This window comes from Methyloversatilis sp. RAC08 (genome assembly GCF_001713355.1).
GTDB lineage: Bacteria > Pseudomonadota > Gammaproteobacteria > Burkholderiales > Rhodocyclaceae > Methyloversatilis.
In genome coordinates this window covers 410,533-426,891 of record NZ_CP016448.1, presented here as the reverse complement: position 1 = coordinate 426,891, position 16,359 = coordinate 410,533, and the positions used below count along the sequence as shown (strand labels likewise).

Here is a 16,359-nt window from a genome sequence, read left to right as displayed (position 1 = left end):
ACCTGTCTGTGAATAATGGACGCTCGAAACCTGTCTGCCGACATCCTCAACGAACGCCGCCGTCAGGCGGTGAAACTGCGCCTGTCGGGCATGACGGTGGCGGCGGTGTCGAGCGCGGTCGAGCTGAGCGCGCCGACGGTGATTGCCGCGCACAAGGCGTATCTGGCGGGCGGGTGGGAGGCGGTGCTGGTGAAGCGCCGAGGCCGGGTTTCGGGCAGCGGGCGCAAGCTCGACAGCGCGACCGAACAGCGGCTCGCCCGCGCATTCGAAAATCTGCCCGATGCGCTCGGGCTGCCGTTCGGGCTGTGGAGTGACGAAGCCGTTGCCGCATGGTTCGAACAACAGAAGATTGCCGTGCCGCCCCGACGCAGTCTCGCGCGCTATCGCATCGACTGGGGTGTGCAGCCGGAATTCGACCGGGACGGCGAGGCGACGTTGCGCGAACAGAGCCCGGCCGTGTCCGGTGGTGAGCCCTGGTGGACCGGTGCCATGGCGTGGCGCCCGACCACGGTGCCTTCAAGCGGGCAATGGCTTCTCTTTGTGCGCGGGCGGCGCGGGCAGTTGTATTGGATGCTCTGCCCGCACGCGCCGCGAGCCGATGACTGGACCAACCTGTGGTCAAGGCTGGCAACGATGACTGCGGCGCCGATGTATCTGCTGGTCAGCGGCGTGTCACTCGAGCCGGGCGGCATCTTGAGCACCTGGATGCGCGACCAGTCACCCGGCGTGAGCGCGACGGCGACCACGCTGGCGGTGCGCCCCAGTCGCCGCTCCGGCAACGACTCTGCGGTGCCGGCTGCATCCTCACGCCGGTCGGCCCCTTCGCGTCGCGCCACGCAGTCGGCGGCGCCCGCCACTTTTTCTGCAAACTCTTCGAGAACCCTCATGCAGACCACTCCCGAACTCGTCGATCCGGACACCCTCACTCATCTGCAGCGGCTGGAAGCCGAGAGCATCCACATCATGCGCGAGGTGGTGGCGGAGGCTGAAAACCCGGTCATGCTCTATTCGGTCGGCAAGGACAGCGCAGTCATGCTGCACCTCGCGATGAAGGCCTTCTATCCGGCGGTGCCGCCGTTTCCGCTGTTGCACGTCGATACCACGTGGAAATTCAGGGCGATGTACGAATTCCGCGATGAGATGGCGAAAAAGCTGGGCATGGATCTGCTCGTGCATGTGAATCAGGAGGGGCTGGCCAAGGGCATCAACCCGTTCACGCACGGTTCGGCCATCCACACCGACGTCATGAAGACCGAGGGGCTGAAGCAGGCGCTGGACAAGTACGGCTTCGACGTGGCGTTCGGCGGTGCCCGCCGCGACGAAGAGAAGTCGCGCGCCAAGGAACGCATCTTTTCCTTCCGCAGTGCGCAGCACCGCTGGGACCCGAAAAGCCAGCGGCCGGAGCTGTGGAGTCTGTACAACACGCGCAAGCACAAGGGCGAGTCGATCCGCGTGTTCCCGATCTCGAACTGGACCGAGCTCGACATCTGGCAATACATCTATCTGCAGAACATCCCGATCGTGCCGCTCTATTACTCGGCGCCGCGACCAGTGGTGGAGCGCGACGGCACCTTGATCATGGTGGACGACGAGCGCATGCCGCTGCGCCCGGGCGAGGTGCCGCAGATGAAAAGCGTGCGCTTCCGTACGCTGGGTTGCTACCCGCTGACCGGCGCCGTCGAATCGACCGCCACCACGCTGACCGACATCATCCAGGAAATGCTGCTGACGACGACTTCGGAACGGCAGGGCCGCGTGATCGACCACGATTCCACCGGTTCGATGGAAAAGAAAAAGCAGGAGGGCTACTTCTGATGCGCCCCCACACTCATATTCGTTCGTTGCCCCCCAAGGGGGCTGAGGCCTCATTTGGGGCGGCCCGGCAGGAGGCCTTCTGATGTCAAACGTTTCCGATCTGATAGCCGAAGACATCGGCGCCTACCTGAAGCAGCACGAGCACAAGAGCCTGCTGCGCTTCATCACCTGCGGCAGCGTCGATGACGGCAAGAGCACGCTGATCGGCCGCCTGCTGTACGAATCGAAAATGCTGTTCGAAGACCAGTTGGCCGCGCTCGAAGCCGACTCGAAGAAGGTCGGCACGCAGGGCGGCGATCTCGACTTCGCGCTGCTGGTCGACGGTCTGTCGGCCGAGCGCGAGCAGGGCATCACGATCGACGTCGCCTACCGCTTCTTCTCGACCGACCGGCGCAAGTTCATCGTCGCCGACACGCCGGGTCATGAGCAGTACACGCGCAACATGGTGACCGGTGCATCGACCGCCGACCTGGCGATCATCCTGGTCGATGCGCGCTACGGCGTGCAGACGCAGACGCGCCGGCACAGCTTCCTGGTGTCGCTGATCGGCATCAAGCGCGTGGTGGTCGCCATCAACAAGATGGATCTGGTCGGCTACTCGGAAGCCACGTTCCGCCGCATCGTCGACGACTACCGCGCCTTCGCCGCCCAGCTCGGGCTGGAGGACATCGTCGCGATTCCGATGTCGGCGCTCAAGGGCGACAACATCACGACGCCCAGCGATGCCATGCCCTGGTATCACGGCTCGACGCTGATGGGCTATCTCGAAACCGTGGAGGTGGATCAGAAGCGGCGCCTGAAAAGCCCGTTCCGGCTGCCTGTGCAGTGGGTCAACCGGCCCAATCTCGATTTTCGCGGCTTCGCCGGTACGATCGCCGGCGGCAGCATCACGCCGGGTGCGGCCATCCGGGTTCAGCCGTCGGGGCGAACCAGCACGGTCAAGCGCATCGTCACCGCCGACGGCGACCTGCCGCGCGCGATCGCCGGCCAGTCGATCACGCTGGTGCTGGACGACGAAGTCGACATTTCGCGTGGCGACGTCATTTCGACGCTCGACTCACCGGCCGAAGTGGCCGACCAGTTCGAGGCGACCCTCGTCTGGATGCAGGACGAACCGCTGATGCCCGGCCGCGCCTATCTGATGAAGATCGGTGCGCGCACGGTCACCGTCACGGTCACCGACATCAAGCACAAGGTGAACGTCAATACCCTGGAACATCTCGCAGCGAAGCAGCTCGCGCTGAACGAGATCGCGGTGTGCAAGCTCAGCGTCGACCGGCCGATCGCGTTCGACCCGTACGAGCGGGTGCGTGAAACCGGCGGCTTCATCCTGATCGACCGCATCAGCAACGCCACCATCGGTGCCGGCATGCTGAGCTTCGCGCTGCGCCGTTCGCACAACATCCACATGCAGCACGTGGATGTGGACAAGACGTCGCGCGGTGCGATGAAAGGCCAGCGCCCCTGCGTGCTGTGGTTCACCGGCCTGTCGGGGGCCGGCAAATCGACGCTGGCGAACCAGGTCGAAAAGCGCCTGCATGCGCTGGGCCGCCACACCTATCTGCTGGACGGCGACAACGTGCGCCACGGGCTGAACAAGGACCTCGGTTTCACCGAAGCCGATCGCGTGGAAAACATCCGCCGCGTGGCCGAAGTGTCGAAGCTGATGGTCGACGCCGGCCTGCTCGTCCTGACCGCCTTCATTTCACCGTTCCGGTCCGAACGCCGCATGGCGCGCGGTCTGATGGAAGAGGGTGAGTTCATCGAAGTCTTCGTCGATACGCCGATCGCCGTGGCCGAAGAGCGCGATCCGAAGGGGCTGTACAAAAAGGCGAGACGCGGCGAGATCAAGAATTTCACCGGCATCGATTCGCCCTACGAAGCGCCCGAGCACGCCGAGATCCGCGTGGATACCAGCACGCAGGACATCCAGGCAACGGTGGACATCATCATGCAGCACCTGCGCGAGCGAGGCATCCTGGTCGGCGAGATCGGCGCGGCCGACTGAGTTTCAGCGATGTAATCCAGGCGCGGAGGCCTGCGGGGATGCTCCCCTGGTGGAGCTTCCCCTGCATGAGCGGCCGTCTGTGGGAGCTTCCCCTTGCGGGGGCTCCCGCCCCTGTGGGAGTGGCGCCCCCTTGTGGGGGGCTCCCGCCCCTATGGGAGTGGCGCCCCCTTGTGGGAGCGGCGGCCTCGCCGCGATACGCGCTCTGCAATGCGATGGTCGTGGCACTCATCGCGGCGAGGCCGCCGCTCCCACAAAAAACCCCGCCGCTCACTGCCCAAAACCCCGCAGCTCAGTGCCCAAAACCCCGCAGCTCACTGCCCAAAACCCCGCAGCTCACTGCTCAACCCCTGGCAGCTCGCCTGCGGTGCAGGCCGCAGAAAATCGCGCGGTCTGAGGGGTTTGTCACCCAATCGCGCAGGGTTGTCATCGAACGCTCAATCTGGTGCGATATCCTGCACTGCAATATTGTGTGGAATCGACCATGACCTTACTTGTCACCGGCGGTGCCGGCTTCATCGGCAGCAACTTCGTTCTTGACTGGCTGGGCGGATCGGACGAGCCGGTCGTCAATCTTGATGCGCTGACCTATGCCGGCAACCGGCAGAACCTGGCGTCGCTCGACGGCGACCCGCGCCACATCTTCGTGCAGGGCGACATCTGCGATCGTGACCTGATCGACCGGCTGCTGCTGGCGCACCGCCCGCGTGCCATCGTGCATTTCGCGGCCGAGTCGCACGTTGATCGTTCGATTCACGGCCCGGGCGCCTTCATGCAGACGAATGTCAACGGCACCTTCACGCTGCTCGAAGCGGCGCGCGGATACTGGGGCGCGCTGGACGGTGACGAGAAGGCGGCGTTCCGCTTTCACCATGTCAGCACCGACGAGGTGTATGGCTCGCTCGGGCCGACCGACGCGCCCTTCACCGAAACCCATGCCTACGAGCCGAACAGCCCGTATTCGGCGAGCAAGGCGGCGAGCGACCACCTGGTGCGCGCCTGGCACCACACTTACGGCCTGCCGGTGGTGACCACCAACTGCTCGAACAATTACGGCCCGTTCCACTTTCCGGAAAAGCTCATCCCGCTGATCATCGTCAATGCGCTGGCCGGCAAGCCGCTGCCGGTGTACGGCGACGGGCAGCAGGTGCGCGACTGGCTGTACGTGAAGGACCACTGCTCGGCGATCCGCGAAGTGCTGGCGCGCGGCCGGCTGGGCGAGACCTACAACATCGGCGGCTGGAACGAGAAGCCGAACATCGACATCGTGACAACCGTGTGCGCGCTGCTCGACGAGTTTCAGCCGGACGCGGCCGGCCCGTATGCGCGCCTGATCAGCTATGTGAAGGACCGTCCGGGCCACGACCGGCGCTACGCCATCGACGCGCGCAAGATCGAGCGCGAACTGGGCTGGCGGCCGGCGGAAACCTTCGATACCGGCATCCGCAAGACGGTGCGCTGGTATCTCGACAACCAGCCCTGGGTGCATAACGTTCTGACTGGCGGCTACCGCGACTGGGTCACTCAGCAGTACGGCGCGGAGCAGGGCACATGAAGATTCTTCTGTTCGGCAAGGGTGGTCAGGTCGGCTGGGAATTGCAGCGCGCGCTGGCGCCGCTGGGCAATGTGATCGCGCTCGATTTCGACAATTCGGGCGAGCTGTCGGGTGACTTCAGCCAGCCGGACGCGGTGGCGGCCACGGTGCGCAAGGTGGCGCCCGCCCTGATCGTGAATGCCGCCGCGCACACCGCGGTGGACAAGGCCGAAAGCGAACCCGAACTGGCCCGCATGCTCAACGCCACCACGCCCGGACGCATCGCCGCCGAAGCGGCCGCACTGGGCGCGCACCTGATCCATTACTCGACCGATTACGTGTTCGATGGCAGCGGAGACGCGCCGCGCGACGAAACCGCGCAGACGAATCCGCTCAGTGTGTACGGCCGCACCAAGCTCGAAGGCGAACAGCTCATCGCGGCCTCGGGTGCGCACCATCTCATCCTGCGCACCAGCTGGGTGTATGCGGCGCGCGGCGGCAACTTCGCGAAGACCATGCTCAGGCTTGCCAGGGAACGCGACCGGCTGACGGTGATCAGTGACCAGTTCGGCGCGCCGACCGGTGCCGAGCTGCTGGCCGACATCACCGCGCACACCGCACGCGCGCTGCGCCACAACCCGCAGCTTGCCGGGTTGTATCACTGTGTCGCCGCGGGCGAAACGTCGTGGCACGGCTACGCGATGCACGTGATCGAGACCGCGCGGGCGGCCGGGCACGACATCAAGGTGGGCGCAGACGCCGTGCTGCCCATCCCCACGTCCGACTACCCGACACCGGCCGCACGACCACTCAATTCACGGCTGGACACACGCAAGCTGCACGACACGTTCGGGCTGGTGCTGCCGCACTGGCAGCTGGGCGTCGATCGCATGCTGGCCGAGATTCTCTGAACGACATCCGGAACGGATTCGGGCGCACACCATGACACGCAAGGACATCGCATGACACGAAAAGGCATCGTACTGGCCGGCGGATCCGGCACCCGTCTGCATCCGGTCACCATCGCGGTATCGAAGCAACTGATGCCGGTGTACGACAAGCCGATGATCTACTACCCGCTCAGCACGCTGATGCTGGCCGGCATTCGCGACGTGCTCATCATTTCGACGCCGCAGGACACGCCGCGCTTCGAGCAGCTGCTGGGCAACGGTTCGAACTGGGGCATGAACATCGAGTACGCGGTGCAGCCCAGCCCGGACGGTCTGGCGCAGGCCTTCATCATCGGTGAAGACTTCGTCGGCGATGCGCCGTCGGCCCTGGTGCTGGGCGACAACCTGTTCTACGGCCACGAGTTTGCCGACGACCTGAAGGCGGCCAGTGCGCGCACCGCGGGCGCCACCGTGTTCGCCTATCCGGTGACCGACCCGGAACGCTATGGCGTGGTCGAATTCGACGCTGACGGGCATGCGATCAGCCTGGAAGAAAAGCCCGCCAAGCCGCGCAGCCGTTATGCGGTCACCGGCCTGTACTTCTACGACCAGCAGGTGGTGGAGATCGCGAAGGCGTTGAAGCCGTCGCCGCGCGGCGAGCTTGAAATCACCGACCTGAACCGCGTGTATCTCGAACGCGGTGCGCTCGACGTGCAAGTGATGGGCCGCGGTCATGCGTGGCTGGATACCGGCACGCACGATTCGCTGATCGACGCGGCGCAATTCATCCAGACGCTGGAAAAGCGTCAGGGCCTGAAGATTTCCTGCCCGGAAGAGATTGCCTGGCGGCAGGGCTGGATCGGCGACGAGCAGTTGCGGCGCATCGCCGCGCCGCTGGCCAAGAGCGGCTACGGGCAGTATCTGCTGCGCATCATCGACGAGAGGGTGTTCTGATGAAGGTGGTCGAAACCGGTATCGCCGGCCTGCTGGTGCTCGAGCCCAAGGTGTTCGGCGACGCGCGAGGCTTCTTCATGGAAAGCTTCAACGCGCGGGCGTTCCGCGAGGCGACCGGGCTCGATGTGCCATTCGTGCAGGACAACCATTCGCGCAGCGGCAAAGGCGTGCTGCGCGGTCTGCATTACCAGGTCAATCAGCCGCAGGGCAAGCTGGTGCGGGTGGTGCAGGGCGCGGTGTTCGACGTGGCCGTCGATCTGCGCCGCAGCTCGCCCACCTTCGGCAAATGGTACGGCGTGGAACTGAGCGGCGAAAACCATCGCCAGTTCTGGGTACCCGCCGGCTTCGCGCACGGTTTCTACGTGCTGAGCGAATCGGCAGACTTCCTGTACAAGACCACCGATTACTACGCGCCCGAGTACGAGCGCAGCCTCGCCTGGAACGACCCGACAGTCGGCGTCGAATGGCCGCTGCAAGGCTCGCCCCTGCTGTCCCCCAAGGACATCGCCGGCAAGCCGCTTGCCGAGTGCGAGGTGTTCGCCGACCTCTGACAAGGCTGCGGGGGCGGCCCCTGTGGGAGAAGTGACCCAGTGTGACCTGGGGGCGGCCTCTGTGGGAGCGGCGGCCTCGCCGCGATCGTACCGCGACCATCGCAGTGCAAAGTGCCCATCGCGGCGAGGCCGCCGCTCCCACAGTCCGCCGCTCCCACAGTCCGCCGCTCCCACAGTCCGCCGCTCCCACAGTCCGCCGCTCCCACAGTCCGCCGCTCCCACAGTCCGCCGCTCCCACAGTCCGCCGCGCTCCCACGAAAATCGCGCGGATCGTGGCGGGATGCTGTGTGTCGATACAAACCGTGTGGATGCCACATCGCCGTAGATCGTGGGGGCCGGTTGGCGTGATTCACGCCTGCCATGGACTGCGCGCACTGCGCAGCTACCCCAGTGGAATCAAGCCCCTCGGGGCGCACCCCCCCCTGTGGGAGAAGTGACCCAGTGTGACCTGGGGGCGGCCCCTGTGGGAGCGGCGGCCTCGCCGCGATCGTGCCGCGACCATCGCAGTGCAAAGTGCCCATCGCGGCGAGGCCGCCGCTCCCACAGAGGAAGCTCCCACAGAGGAAGCTCCCACAGAGGAAGCTCCCACAGAGGAAGCTCCCACAGGCCACTGCTCCTCCTCAAAACGCCGCTGCAGCCGACGGGGCCGGAGCGATGTTTCATGGCTGGATTCTTGTTCGGCCGACGGGGCGGGTGCTCATATGCCGTGAGGCTATCCCGGGGTGGGTTTCGCCTGCTAACATGATGTTTTTATGACAGGGAGTTCGGTCATGAAGCAGCGATACGGCGGTGGAAAAGGTGGTGCGGAAGCAACTGCAGAGAGATCGCCGCAGCCGTCTTTGACGTCGTCCGTCGATATGCTGAAGCGCTTGCTCGATCTCCCGCCCGATGCGACGTTCATGGGCTTCGGGCTTGAATGCCGCATCAGCCTCAGATACCTCTGCCGCGCCTTGACACCGCACGAGCGGGCTGACAATCACTGGCTGGATTCGCCCGAGACCGCCGTCACCTTCTCCAACTGGACCGATGCCCAGAACGCGGAGGTCTCGTACCCCACGTCGCGCCTGGTGCTGATGTTCGATCTGGGCGACGAAATCCGCGTGTACCCGGCGCGGTAACGCACACCGGCGAGCCCTGCACGGATCGGTCGGTGCGCGCACCCGCGCTACACTCGCCGGCCAGATGATCCAGGCCTGATTGATTCCCATGAAGTTTGACGTGATCGTGATCGGTGCCGGCGCGGCGGGCATGATGTGTGCCGCCACGGCCGGCACGCGCGGACGCTCGGTGTTGCTGATCGATCACGCGGCGAAGCTGGCCGAGAAGATCCGCATTTCGGGCGGCGGGCGCTGCAATTTCACCAACCGCGATCTCACGCCGGCGAGCTTCCTGTCGCAGAACCCGCATTTCTGCCGCTCGGCGCTGTCGCGCTACACGCCGCAGCATTTCATCGCACTGGTCGAGCGCCACGGCATCGCGTACCACGAAAAGACGCTGGGCCAGCTGTTCTGCGACGATTCGTCGATGCAGATCATCGACATGCTGAAGGCCGAGTGCGACGTGGCGGGCGTGCGCTGGCAGATGCCGTCGGCGGTGACGGCTGTGACCCGCACCGATACGGGGTTTCGCGTCGACACCGACGTCGGTCCGCGCGAGTGTGCCTCGCTGGTGGTGGCGACCGGCGGACTGACGGTGCCGAAGATAGGCGCCACACCCTTCGGTTACCGGCTGGCCGAACAATTCGGGCTGGCCGTGGTGCCGCCGAAGCCGGCGCTGGTGCCGCTGGCGCTTGACCCGGCGTGGCTGGCGCGCTTCGGCGAACTGTCGGGCGCGTCCTTCGATTCGGTGGCGTCGTGCCATGGTCCGGCGTTCCGCGAACAGACCTTGCTCACGCATCGCGGCCTGTCGGGCCCGGCGATTCTGCAGGCGTCCAGTTACTGGCAGCAGGCCGGTGCGCGCGAGCCGGTCGTCATCGATCTGCTGCCCGAGGTGCACGACGCGGAAGGCTGGCTGCACGGCGCGCGCGCCGGCAGGCATACGCTGGCTGCCTTGCTGGCCGATCATCTGCCGAAGCGCTTTGCGCAGCAGTGGGTGGACGTCGAAGGCGCGGGCAGCTGGAACGCCGCGCTGGTCGAGTTGCCGCGTGCCGCGCTCGGCGACATTGCGCGGCGCCTGAAGGGCTGGCCGATACAGCCTGCCGGCACGCTGGGCTACAACAAGGCGGAGGTGACGCTGGGCGGTGTGGATACGCGCGGCCTCGACCAGAAGACGATGGCCGCCCGTGCCGTGCCCGGGCTGTTCTTTATCGGTGAGGTGGTGGACGTGACCGGCTGGCTCGGTGGCTACAACTTCCAGTGGGCCTGGTCGTCCGGCTGGTGCGCGGGGCAGGCCGCCTGAGTCGTCGATGCGCGTCGTCCAGCCGCGCGCTACCGGCAGCGCCTGAATACATCTGAGCCGGTGGTTGGCGTGGGCAGCCGTCATGCAGTGCTCCGCATTGCGCCAAATGTCGATCGCCGGGGTGCGCAAGGGCTCAAGTCAGGCGAAAATTCTTCGGGTGCGGCGGTGGTGGCGTGTCGGACGCGGACTACGTGGCGTTTGCGTAGCGTGCCACCTCGACGCGAGCCCGGTGCGAGACGCTTCGGCGATCGACGCGTCTGCACGCGTTGTTGATGTAAACGTTGGCCTGGCAAGCTTTTCCGGCTGATTTAAAGTTCATCGGCATGTTTCGTCGAGGCGCTTCCGAGCGGTAATCTTGCGGGCGCAAGGCGTATCCCGCCGCATGCCGCGACGGACATCGCCCCGCGGCGGACCCCGTCCTGCGGATGGCTGTTGAAATAGCATTTGCATCGCTTCGTTAAATCCCGTATAAGCACGTCTGTAGGTGATTTCAAGCATGAACGTGTTGTGCGTCGGTTCTCGATTTTCAAGTCAGTACTCCGCTTGCCATATTCCCCTTGAGGTTTCCCTGCACTACGGTCATTGCACAACGTGATGGCCTGTTTAAATCTGTATTCAAAGGAATTGAAAATGGCAACTGGTACTGTTAAGTGGTTCAACGACGCCAAGGGTTTTGGTTTTATTTCGCCGGACGACGGTGGTGAAGACCTGTTCGCGCACTTCTCCGCCATTCAAGGCAACGGCTTCAAGTCGCTCCAGGAAAACCAGAAGGTTTCCTTCGAAGTGACCCGCGGCCCGAAGGGTCTGCAAGCCTCGGAAATCAAGCCGCTCTGATTCTTCAGGCAGCGTGACACCGCCGCAAGGCGGTCTCCGATGAAAAAAGCGCACTGCAAAGTGCGCTTTTTTTTCGTCTGCAGGTTTTCGATCAGCTGGTTAGGGGGCGGTGCATGTTTCTTGTGTGAGCGGTGGTGATCCTGGTGGAGCGGCGGCCCCTTGTGGGAGCGGCGGCCTCGCCGCGATACTCACTCTGCACTGCGGCCATCGCGGCACGATCGCGGCGAGGCCGCCGCTCCCACAGGGGAGCAACCCTCCCACAGAGGAGCAACCCTCCCACAGAGGAGCAACCCTCCCACAGTGCGCCGCTCCTTTCCACAGTGCGTACCTCCCGCCAGCGCGGCTTGCGCGCGCGATCGGGCAGCGACTTCATCAAAGCCACACTGCGTCCCAGTGGGGGTAGTCGCCGACATGCCGCACAAGACCCGCGCGTAGCGGATTGGCGACCAGGTAGCGCGCAGCCGCGGCGAGGTCTTCGTCGCGGCGCAGCGCGTGGTCGTGGAATCCCGGTTGCCACAGCGCCGCGCCGGCGGCGTGGGCGCTGAATGACTTCATCTGCTGAACGACGCGGCTCAGGTTGAAGGTAGGGCCGAGCTGCAGCATCCAGTGCAGGTGATCCGGCATCAGTACGAACGCCAGTGTTGTGGCATGGCCACGCGCGTCCGAATTCATCAGAGAGCAGATCACCCGGCGTGCCGCGGACAGATCTCCAAACACTGGCTCGCGTTCGCGCGTCACGGTCGTGACCAGATAAACCTGGCCCGGAATCGATATCCGGCCCGTCCGGAGTCGTCGCGATGCGGGCAGCTCATTCATGAAAAAGAGAATAGACCGCATTTACCCATAACGGGTAAAAAGATCGCGGGAAGCGTTCGCTGGATCTGTGAGCAATGCGGCTGGCGAGCCGCGAGCTTCTTATGGGAGCAGCGGCCTGTGGGAGCGGCGGCCTCGCCGCGATCGTGCCGCGACCATCGCCGTGCATAGTGCGTATCGCGGCGGTGCCGCCGCTCCCACAGCTGGAGCGTCCAGCATCGCGATAGCCAAAGCTGGAGCGTCTAGCATCGCGATAGCCACAGCCGGAGCATCCTGCATCGGGAATCCCGCAGGCAGAACTTCTGGAGCGATCGCCTGTTGCATCGATCCTGACGGAAGCAGCGCCGGTGCGGCTGGCGAGCCGCGAGCTTCTTGTGGGAGCGGCGGCCTGTGGGAGCGGCGGCCTCGCCGCGATCGTGCCGCGACCATCGCCGTGCAAAGTGCGTATCGCGGCGAGGCCGCCGCTTGTATGTTCTGTCTCGGCAAGTTGTAGTGAGAACTTGTCGGGGTGGAGGGACTAACGCCGCTTCTGGCTTTTGCACAGACCGTGGGAGATATCGTCCCGCCCCTCACCATCGAGCACCCATGAGGAATCCATCGACGCGGCCCTCGCCGGCCCTGATCGACCATATCCTGCAAGCGATTGCCTGGTGAGTCCCGACAAGTCCCTAAACCTTAGTCGGGAGCGCCTGTTCATGACAAGTCAGCCTTCGCCGATTCACATCGGCATCGACGTATCCAAAGCCAGCCTCGATATCGCACTGGGCGAGCACGGCCCGGTGCAGCGCATCGACAACACCCCTCTAGCCATCCGGGCCTGGCTGCGCACCTTGCCCAGCGGCCCGCTGCACATCGGCTGCGAGGCCACCGGCACCTACCACCTCGCGCTGCGCGACGCCGTGATCAAGGCCGGGCACCCGCTCTACCTGATCGACGGCTACCGCCTCTCGCGCTACCGCGGCGCCACCAGCGTGCGGGCCAAGACCGACCCGATCGACGCCCGGCTCATCGCCCGCTACGTCGCCAAAGAGGGCTCGCACCTGCGCCCCTACACGCTGCCGCCCGAGGCCACGCAACGCGTGCAGCAACTGCTGCGTCGTCGCGCCACCCTGGTCCGGACCGCCGTCATCTTGCGCCAGAGCCTGTTCGATCTGCCCGGCTTCAAGCGCGAGGTGCGCGCCTTGCTGGCCAAGGCCGACCGGCTCGCCCAGCAGATTCAGGCCCAGATCGTGGAAAAGCTCAAAGCCAGCGACTGGATCGACGATCACCGCCGCTGCCAGGGTATCGAAGGCGTCGGTCCGCTGAGCGCCGCCGCCTTGTGCGCGACCTTCCATCGGGGCGCCTTCAAAAGCGCAGACGCCTTCATCGCCTATCTCGGGCTCGATGTGTGCGTGCGCCAATCGGGAAACCAGAACGCCCGCGGCACCCTGAGCAAAAAGGGCGACCCGGAGGTGCGCCGACTCCTGCACAACGCCGCCATGGCAGCCAGCCGCTCAGCCACCTGGAAACCCTTCTATCAGGCCTGCATCGCTCGCGGATTCTCCTGCACTCAGGCCCTCGTCGCACTCGCGAGAAAGATCGCTCGCGTTGCGTTCTCTCTCATGAAAACCGGCTCGCAATACCAACCCAGGGAGCACAAAAACACTTGTGCTCAGACATAGAATCTCCCACAGCTGGAGCGTCCAGCATCGCGATAGCCACAGCTGGAGCATCCTGCATCGGGAATCTCGCAGGCAGAACTTCTGGAGCGATCGCCTGTTGCATCGATCCTGACGGAAGCAGCGCCGGTGCGGCTGGCGAGCCGCGAGCTTCTTGTGGGAGCGGCGGCCTGTGGGAGCGGCGGCCTCGCCGCGATCGTGCCGCGACCATCGCCGTGCAAAGTGCGTATCGCGGCGGGGCCGCCGCTCCCACAGCTGGAGCGTCCAGCATCGCGATAGCCACAGCTGGAGCGTCCAGCATCGCGATAGCCACAGCCAGAGCGTCCAGCGTCGCAATCACCTCAGCCCGAGCGCCCAGCGTCGTGATGCCCACCGACCAAGCAGCGCCGCTCGTCGCGCGTGAAGGTGCTGCGGTGCTTACTTCTCTTTGGCGTGGGCGGCGAGCTTGAGCCAGGTTTCGACGACGGTGTCGGGGTTCAGCGACATGCTCTGGATGCCTTCGTCCATCAGCCACAGTGCGAAATCGGCGTGGTCCGACGGGCCCTGGCCGCAGATGCCTACGTACTTGCCGAGGCGGTTGGCGGTGCGGATGGCCATCGACAGCAGCATCTTGACCGCCGGGTCGCGTTCGTCGAAGGCGCCGGCGACGAGGCCGGAGTCGCGGTCGAGGCCGAGCGTGAGCTGGGTCAGGTCGTTCGATCCGATCGAGAAGCCGTCGAAGTACTCGAGGAACTGCTCTGCCAGCAGCGCGTTCGACGGAATCTCGCACATCATGATGAGGCGCAGGCCGTTCTCGCCGCGCTTCAGGCCGTGCTCGCCGAGCAGCTTAACGACTTCGGCCGCTTCGCCCAGATTGCGTACGAAGGGCACCATGATTTCGACGTTGGTCAGGCCGAGCTCGTTGCGCACGTAGCGCATGGCGCGGCATTCCAGTTCGAAGCAGTCGCGGAAGCTGTGCGCGATGTAGCGCGACGCGCCGCGGAAGCCGAGCATCGGGTTTTCTTCGTCCGGCTCGTAGATGTCGCCGCCGAGCAGCTTCTTGTATTCGTTCGACTTGAAATCCGACAGGCGCACGATGACCGGCTTGGGCCAGAAGGCAGCGCCGATGGTGGCCACACCTTCGACCAGCTTGTCGACGAAGAAGGTTTCCGGATTCGCGTAGCCGCGAGCGCGGCGGCGGATCTCATCGCGCAGCCGGGCCGGTGCCTGGTCGATTTCGAGGATGGCCTTCGGGTGGATGCCGATCGTGTTGTTGATGACGAATTCGAGCCGCGCCAGACCCACACCTTCGTTCGGCAGCTGCGCGAAATCGAAGGCCAGTTCGGGATTGCCGACGTTCATCATGATCTTCAGATCGAGATCGGGCAGGTTCGACAGATCGGACGTGACCACTTCGAAATCCAGCCGGCCGCGATAGATGTTGCCGGTGTCGCCCTCGGCGCAGCTGGCGGTCACCAGTTCGCCCTCGGTCAGCGTTTCGGTCGCGTCGCCGCAGCCGACGATGGCCGGAATGCCCAGTTCGCGCGCGATGATGGCGGCGTGGCAGGTGCGCCCGCCGCGGTTGGTCACGATGGCGGCGGCCTTCTTCATGACCGGTTCCCAGTTCGGGTCGGTCATGTCGGTGACGAGCACGTCGCCGGCCTGCACCTTGTCCATCTCGGTAGCGCTTTCGACGATGCGCACCGGGCCGGCGCCGATCTTCTGGCCGATGGCGCGGCCGCTGGCCAGCACCTTGCCGTACTGCTTCAGGCGGAATTTATGCTGCGTCATGCCGGATTCGTGCGACTTCACGGTTTCCGGGCGCGCCTGCAGGATGTAGAGCTGGCTGTCGATGCCGTCCAGGCCCCACTCGATGTCCATCGGGCGACCGTAGTGACCCTCGATCGTCATCGCGTAGCGCGCCAGTTCGAGCACCTGTTCGTCGGTCAGCGAAAAGCGCTGGCGGTCGGCGTCGGTCACATCGACGGTCTGCACGCTGCGGCCGGCCGACGCACTGGCGGTGAATTCCATCTTGATCATCTTGCTGCCGAGGTTGCGGCGGATGACCGCCGGGCGACCCTGGGCCAGCATGGGCTTGTGCACGTAGAACTCGTCCGGATTGACCGCGCCTTGCACGACGGTTTCGCCCAGACCATAGCTGGACGTGATGAACACGACGTCGCGGAAACCCGATTCGGTGTCGAGCGTGAACATGACGCCGGCAGCGCCCTTGTCGGAGCGCACCATGCGCTGCACGCCCGCCGACAGCGCGACTCCCGCGTGCATGAAGCCCTTGTGCGCGCGGTAGCTGATCGCGCGGTCGTTGTAGAGCGACGCGAACACTTCGCGGATCGCATGCAGCACGTTGTCGATGCCGGATATGTTCAGGAAGGTTTCCTGCTGGCCGGCGAAGGAGGCATCGGGCAGGTCTTCGGCGGTGGCCGAGCTGCGTACCGCGAACGAGCCGTTGCCGGCGGCATCGAGTTCGGCGTACGACGCGCGGATGCCGGCTTCTAGTGCGGCCGGGAAGGGCGTGTCCATCATCCACTGACGGATCTGCGCGCCGGTGCGCGCGAGTGCATTCACGTCATCCACATCCAGCGCCTCGAGTGCGGCGTGGATGCGATCGGCCAGCGCGTCCTGTGCGAGAAACTCGCGGAAGGCCTCTGCCGTGGTGGCAAAGCCGCCGGGTACGCGCACTGACTTGGGCAACTGGCTGATCATTTCGCCCAGTGACGCATTCTTGCCACCGACGCTTTCGACGTCGGTCATGCGCAGCTGTTCGAACGGGATGACGTAGCGAGACATGGGTATCCTCTCTTGAACAAGGGGCGATCGCTTGTTGCGGCGACCGTGCAGTCTTCCGATGCACCGGATGGGTGCGCGGAAACGCGGTATTTTAGTTAATGTCGGTGGTGCACTGCGGAAA

Annotated in this window: 12 protein-coding genes; 10 read left to right on the top strand and 2 right to left on the bottom strand. The window is 65.0% G+C overall.

Annotation, left to right across the window (positions count from 1 at the left end; all coding sequences use genetic code 11):
* Positions 1–885 precede the first annotated feature (885 nt).
* The 9 genes from cysD (at position 886) to BSY238_RS01950 (ending at position 10,980) form a co-directional block, all read left to right on the top strand.
* Positions 886–1,815, top strand: coding sequence for a sulfate adenylyltransferase subunit CysD (gene cysD / locus BSY238_RS18620; protein ID WP_069040382.1), 930 nt, complete (start codon positions 886–888; stop codon positions 1,813–1,815).
* 82 nt (positions 1,816–1,897) lie between these two features.
* Entirely contained in the window at positions 1,898–3,823 is a 1,926-nt protein-coding gene (gene cysN, locus BSY238_RS01985; RefSeq protein WP_069037679.1) for a sulfate adenylyltransferase subunit CysN, read from the top strand.
* A gap of 481 nt (positions 3,824–4,304) precedes the next feature.
* Complete coding sequence (gene rfbB, locus BSY238_RS01980) at positions 4,305–5,375, top strand: dTDP-glucose 4,6-dehydratase (RefSeq protein ID WP_069040381.1); 1,071 nt, start codon at positions 4,305–4,307, stop codon at positions 5,373–5,375.
* A complete protein-coding gene (gene rfbD / locus BSY238_RS01975) occupies positions 5,372–6,265 on the top strand; it encodes a dTDP-4-dehydrorhamnose reductase (protein ID WP_069037678.1) in 894 nt (297 codons plus the stop codon). Before rfbB ends, rfbD begins: the two co-directional genes overlap by 4 nt.
* A gap of 51 nt (positions 6,266–6,316) precedes the next feature.
* Positions 6,317–7,198 (top strand): glucose-1-phosphate thymidylyltransferase RfbA, encoded by an 882-nt coding sequence (rfbA, locus tag BSY238_RS01970; protein ID WP_069037677.1) that lies wholly within the window; start codon positions 6,317–6,319, stop codon positions 7,196–7,198.
* Positions 7,198–7,749 carry a dTDP-4-dehydrorhamnose 3,5-epimerase gene (gene rfbC, locus BSY238_RS01965; RefSeq protein ID WP_069037676.1) on the top strand — a complete coding sequence of 184 codons (552 nt, stop codon included), beginning with the start codon at positions 7,198–7,200 and terminating at the stop codon, positions 7,747–7,749. The genes rfbA and rfbC overlap by 1 nt, the downstream gene beginning before the upstream one ends.
* A gap of 770 nt (positions 7,750–8,519) precedes the next feature.
* Entirely contained in the window at positions 8,520–8,867 is a 348-nt protein-coding gene (locus BSY238_RS01960) for a hypothetical protein (RefSeq protein ID WP_150123860.1), read from the top strand.
* A gap of 88 nt (positions 8,868–8,955) precedes the next feature.
* Positions 8,956–10,146 carry an NAD(P)/FAD-dependent oxidoreductase gene (locus BSY238_RS01955; RefSeq protein WP_069037674.1) on the top strand — a complete coding sequence of 397 codons (1,191 nt, stop codon included), beginning with the start codon at positions 8,956–8,958 and terminating at the stop codon, positions 10,144–10,146.
* A 630-nt stretch (positions 10,147–10,776) separates the two neighbouring features.
* Entirely contained in the window at positions 10,777–10,980 is a 204-nt protein-coding gene (locus tag BSY238_RS01950) for a cold-shock protein (protein WP_019917894.1), read from the top strand.
* Positions 10,981–11,352: 372 nt separating this feature from the next.
* Here the strand turns inward: BSY238_RS01950 and BSY238_RS01945 are convergent, their stop codons facing one another.
* Positions 11,353–11,718 carry an REP-associated tyrosine transposase gene (locus tag BSY238_RS01945; RefSeq protein WP_236952607.1) on the bottom strand — a complete coding sequence of 122 codons (366 nt, stop codon included), beginning with the start codon at positions 11,716–11,718 and terminating at the stop codon, positions 11,353–11,355.
* 770 nt (positions 11,719–12,488) lie between these two features.
* Between BSY238_RS01945 and BSY238_RS01940 the strand changes: the two genes are divergently transcribed.
* Entirely contained in the window at positions 12,489–13,454 is a 966-nt protein-coding gene (locus BSY238_RS01940) for an IS110 family transposase (protein WP_069037672.1), read from the top strand.
* A 414-nt stretch (positions 13,455–13,868) separates the two neighbouring features.
* On the opposite strand, the gene ppsA is transcribed toward BSY238_RS01940, so the two are convergent.
* On the bottom strand, positions 13,869–16,238 hold the full coding sequence (gene ppsA / locus BSY238_RS01935; RefSeq protein WP_069037671.1) for a phosphoenolpyruvate synthase: 2,370 nt from the start codon (positions 16,236–16,238) through the stop codon (positions 13,869–13,871).
* Positions 16,239–16,359: the final 121 nt, after the last annotated feature.

What these genes read in the sequence shown, in the direction of transcription:
- cysD (WP_069040382.1), top strand. Translation starts at nt 886, where the DNA reads ATGCAGACCACTCCCGAACTCGTCGATCCGGACACCCTCACTCATCTG.
- cysN (WP_069037679.1), top strand. Translation starts at nt 1,898, where the DNA reads ATGTCAAACGTTTCCGATCTGATAGCCGAAGACATCGGCGCCTACCTG.
- rfbB (WP_069040381.1), top strand. Translation starts at nt 4,305, where the DNA reads ATGACCTTACTTGTCACCGGCGGTGCCGGCTTCATCGGCAGCAACTTC.
- rfbD (WP_069037678.1), top strand. Translation starts at nt 5,372, where the DNA reads ATGAAGATTCTTCTGTTCGGCAAGGGTGGTCAGGTCGGCTGGGAATTG.
- rfbA (WP_069037677.1), top strand. Translation starts at nt 6,317, where the DNA reads ATGACACGAAAAGGCATCGTACTGGCCGGCGGATCCGGCACCCGTCTG.
- rfbC (WP_069037676.1), top strand. Translation starts at nt 7,198, where the DNA reads ATGAAGGTGGTCGAAACCGGTATCGCCGGCCTGCTGGTGCTCGAGCCC.
- BSY238_RS01960 (WP_150123860.1), top strand. Translation starts at nt 8,520, where the DNA reads ATGAAGCAGCGATACGGCGGTGGAAAAGGTGGTGCGGAAGCAACTGCA.
- BSY238_RS01955 (WP_069037674.1), top strand. Translation starts at nt 8,956, where the DNA reads ATGAAGTTTGACGTGATCGTGATCGGTGCCGGCGCGGCGGGCATGATG.
- BSY238_RS01950 (WP_019917894.1), top strand. Translation starts at nt 10,777, where the DNA reads ATGGCAACTGGTACTGTTAAGTGGTTCAACGACGCCAAGGGTTTTGGT.
- BSY238_RS01940 (WP_069037672.1), top strand. Translation starts at nt 12,489, where the DNA reads ATGACAAGTCAGCCTTCGCCGATTCACATCGGCATCGACGTATCCAAA.
- ppsA (WP_069037671.1), bottom strand. Translation starts at nt 16,238, where the DNA reads ATGTCTCGCTACGTCATCCCGTTCGAACAGCTGCGCATGACCGACGTC.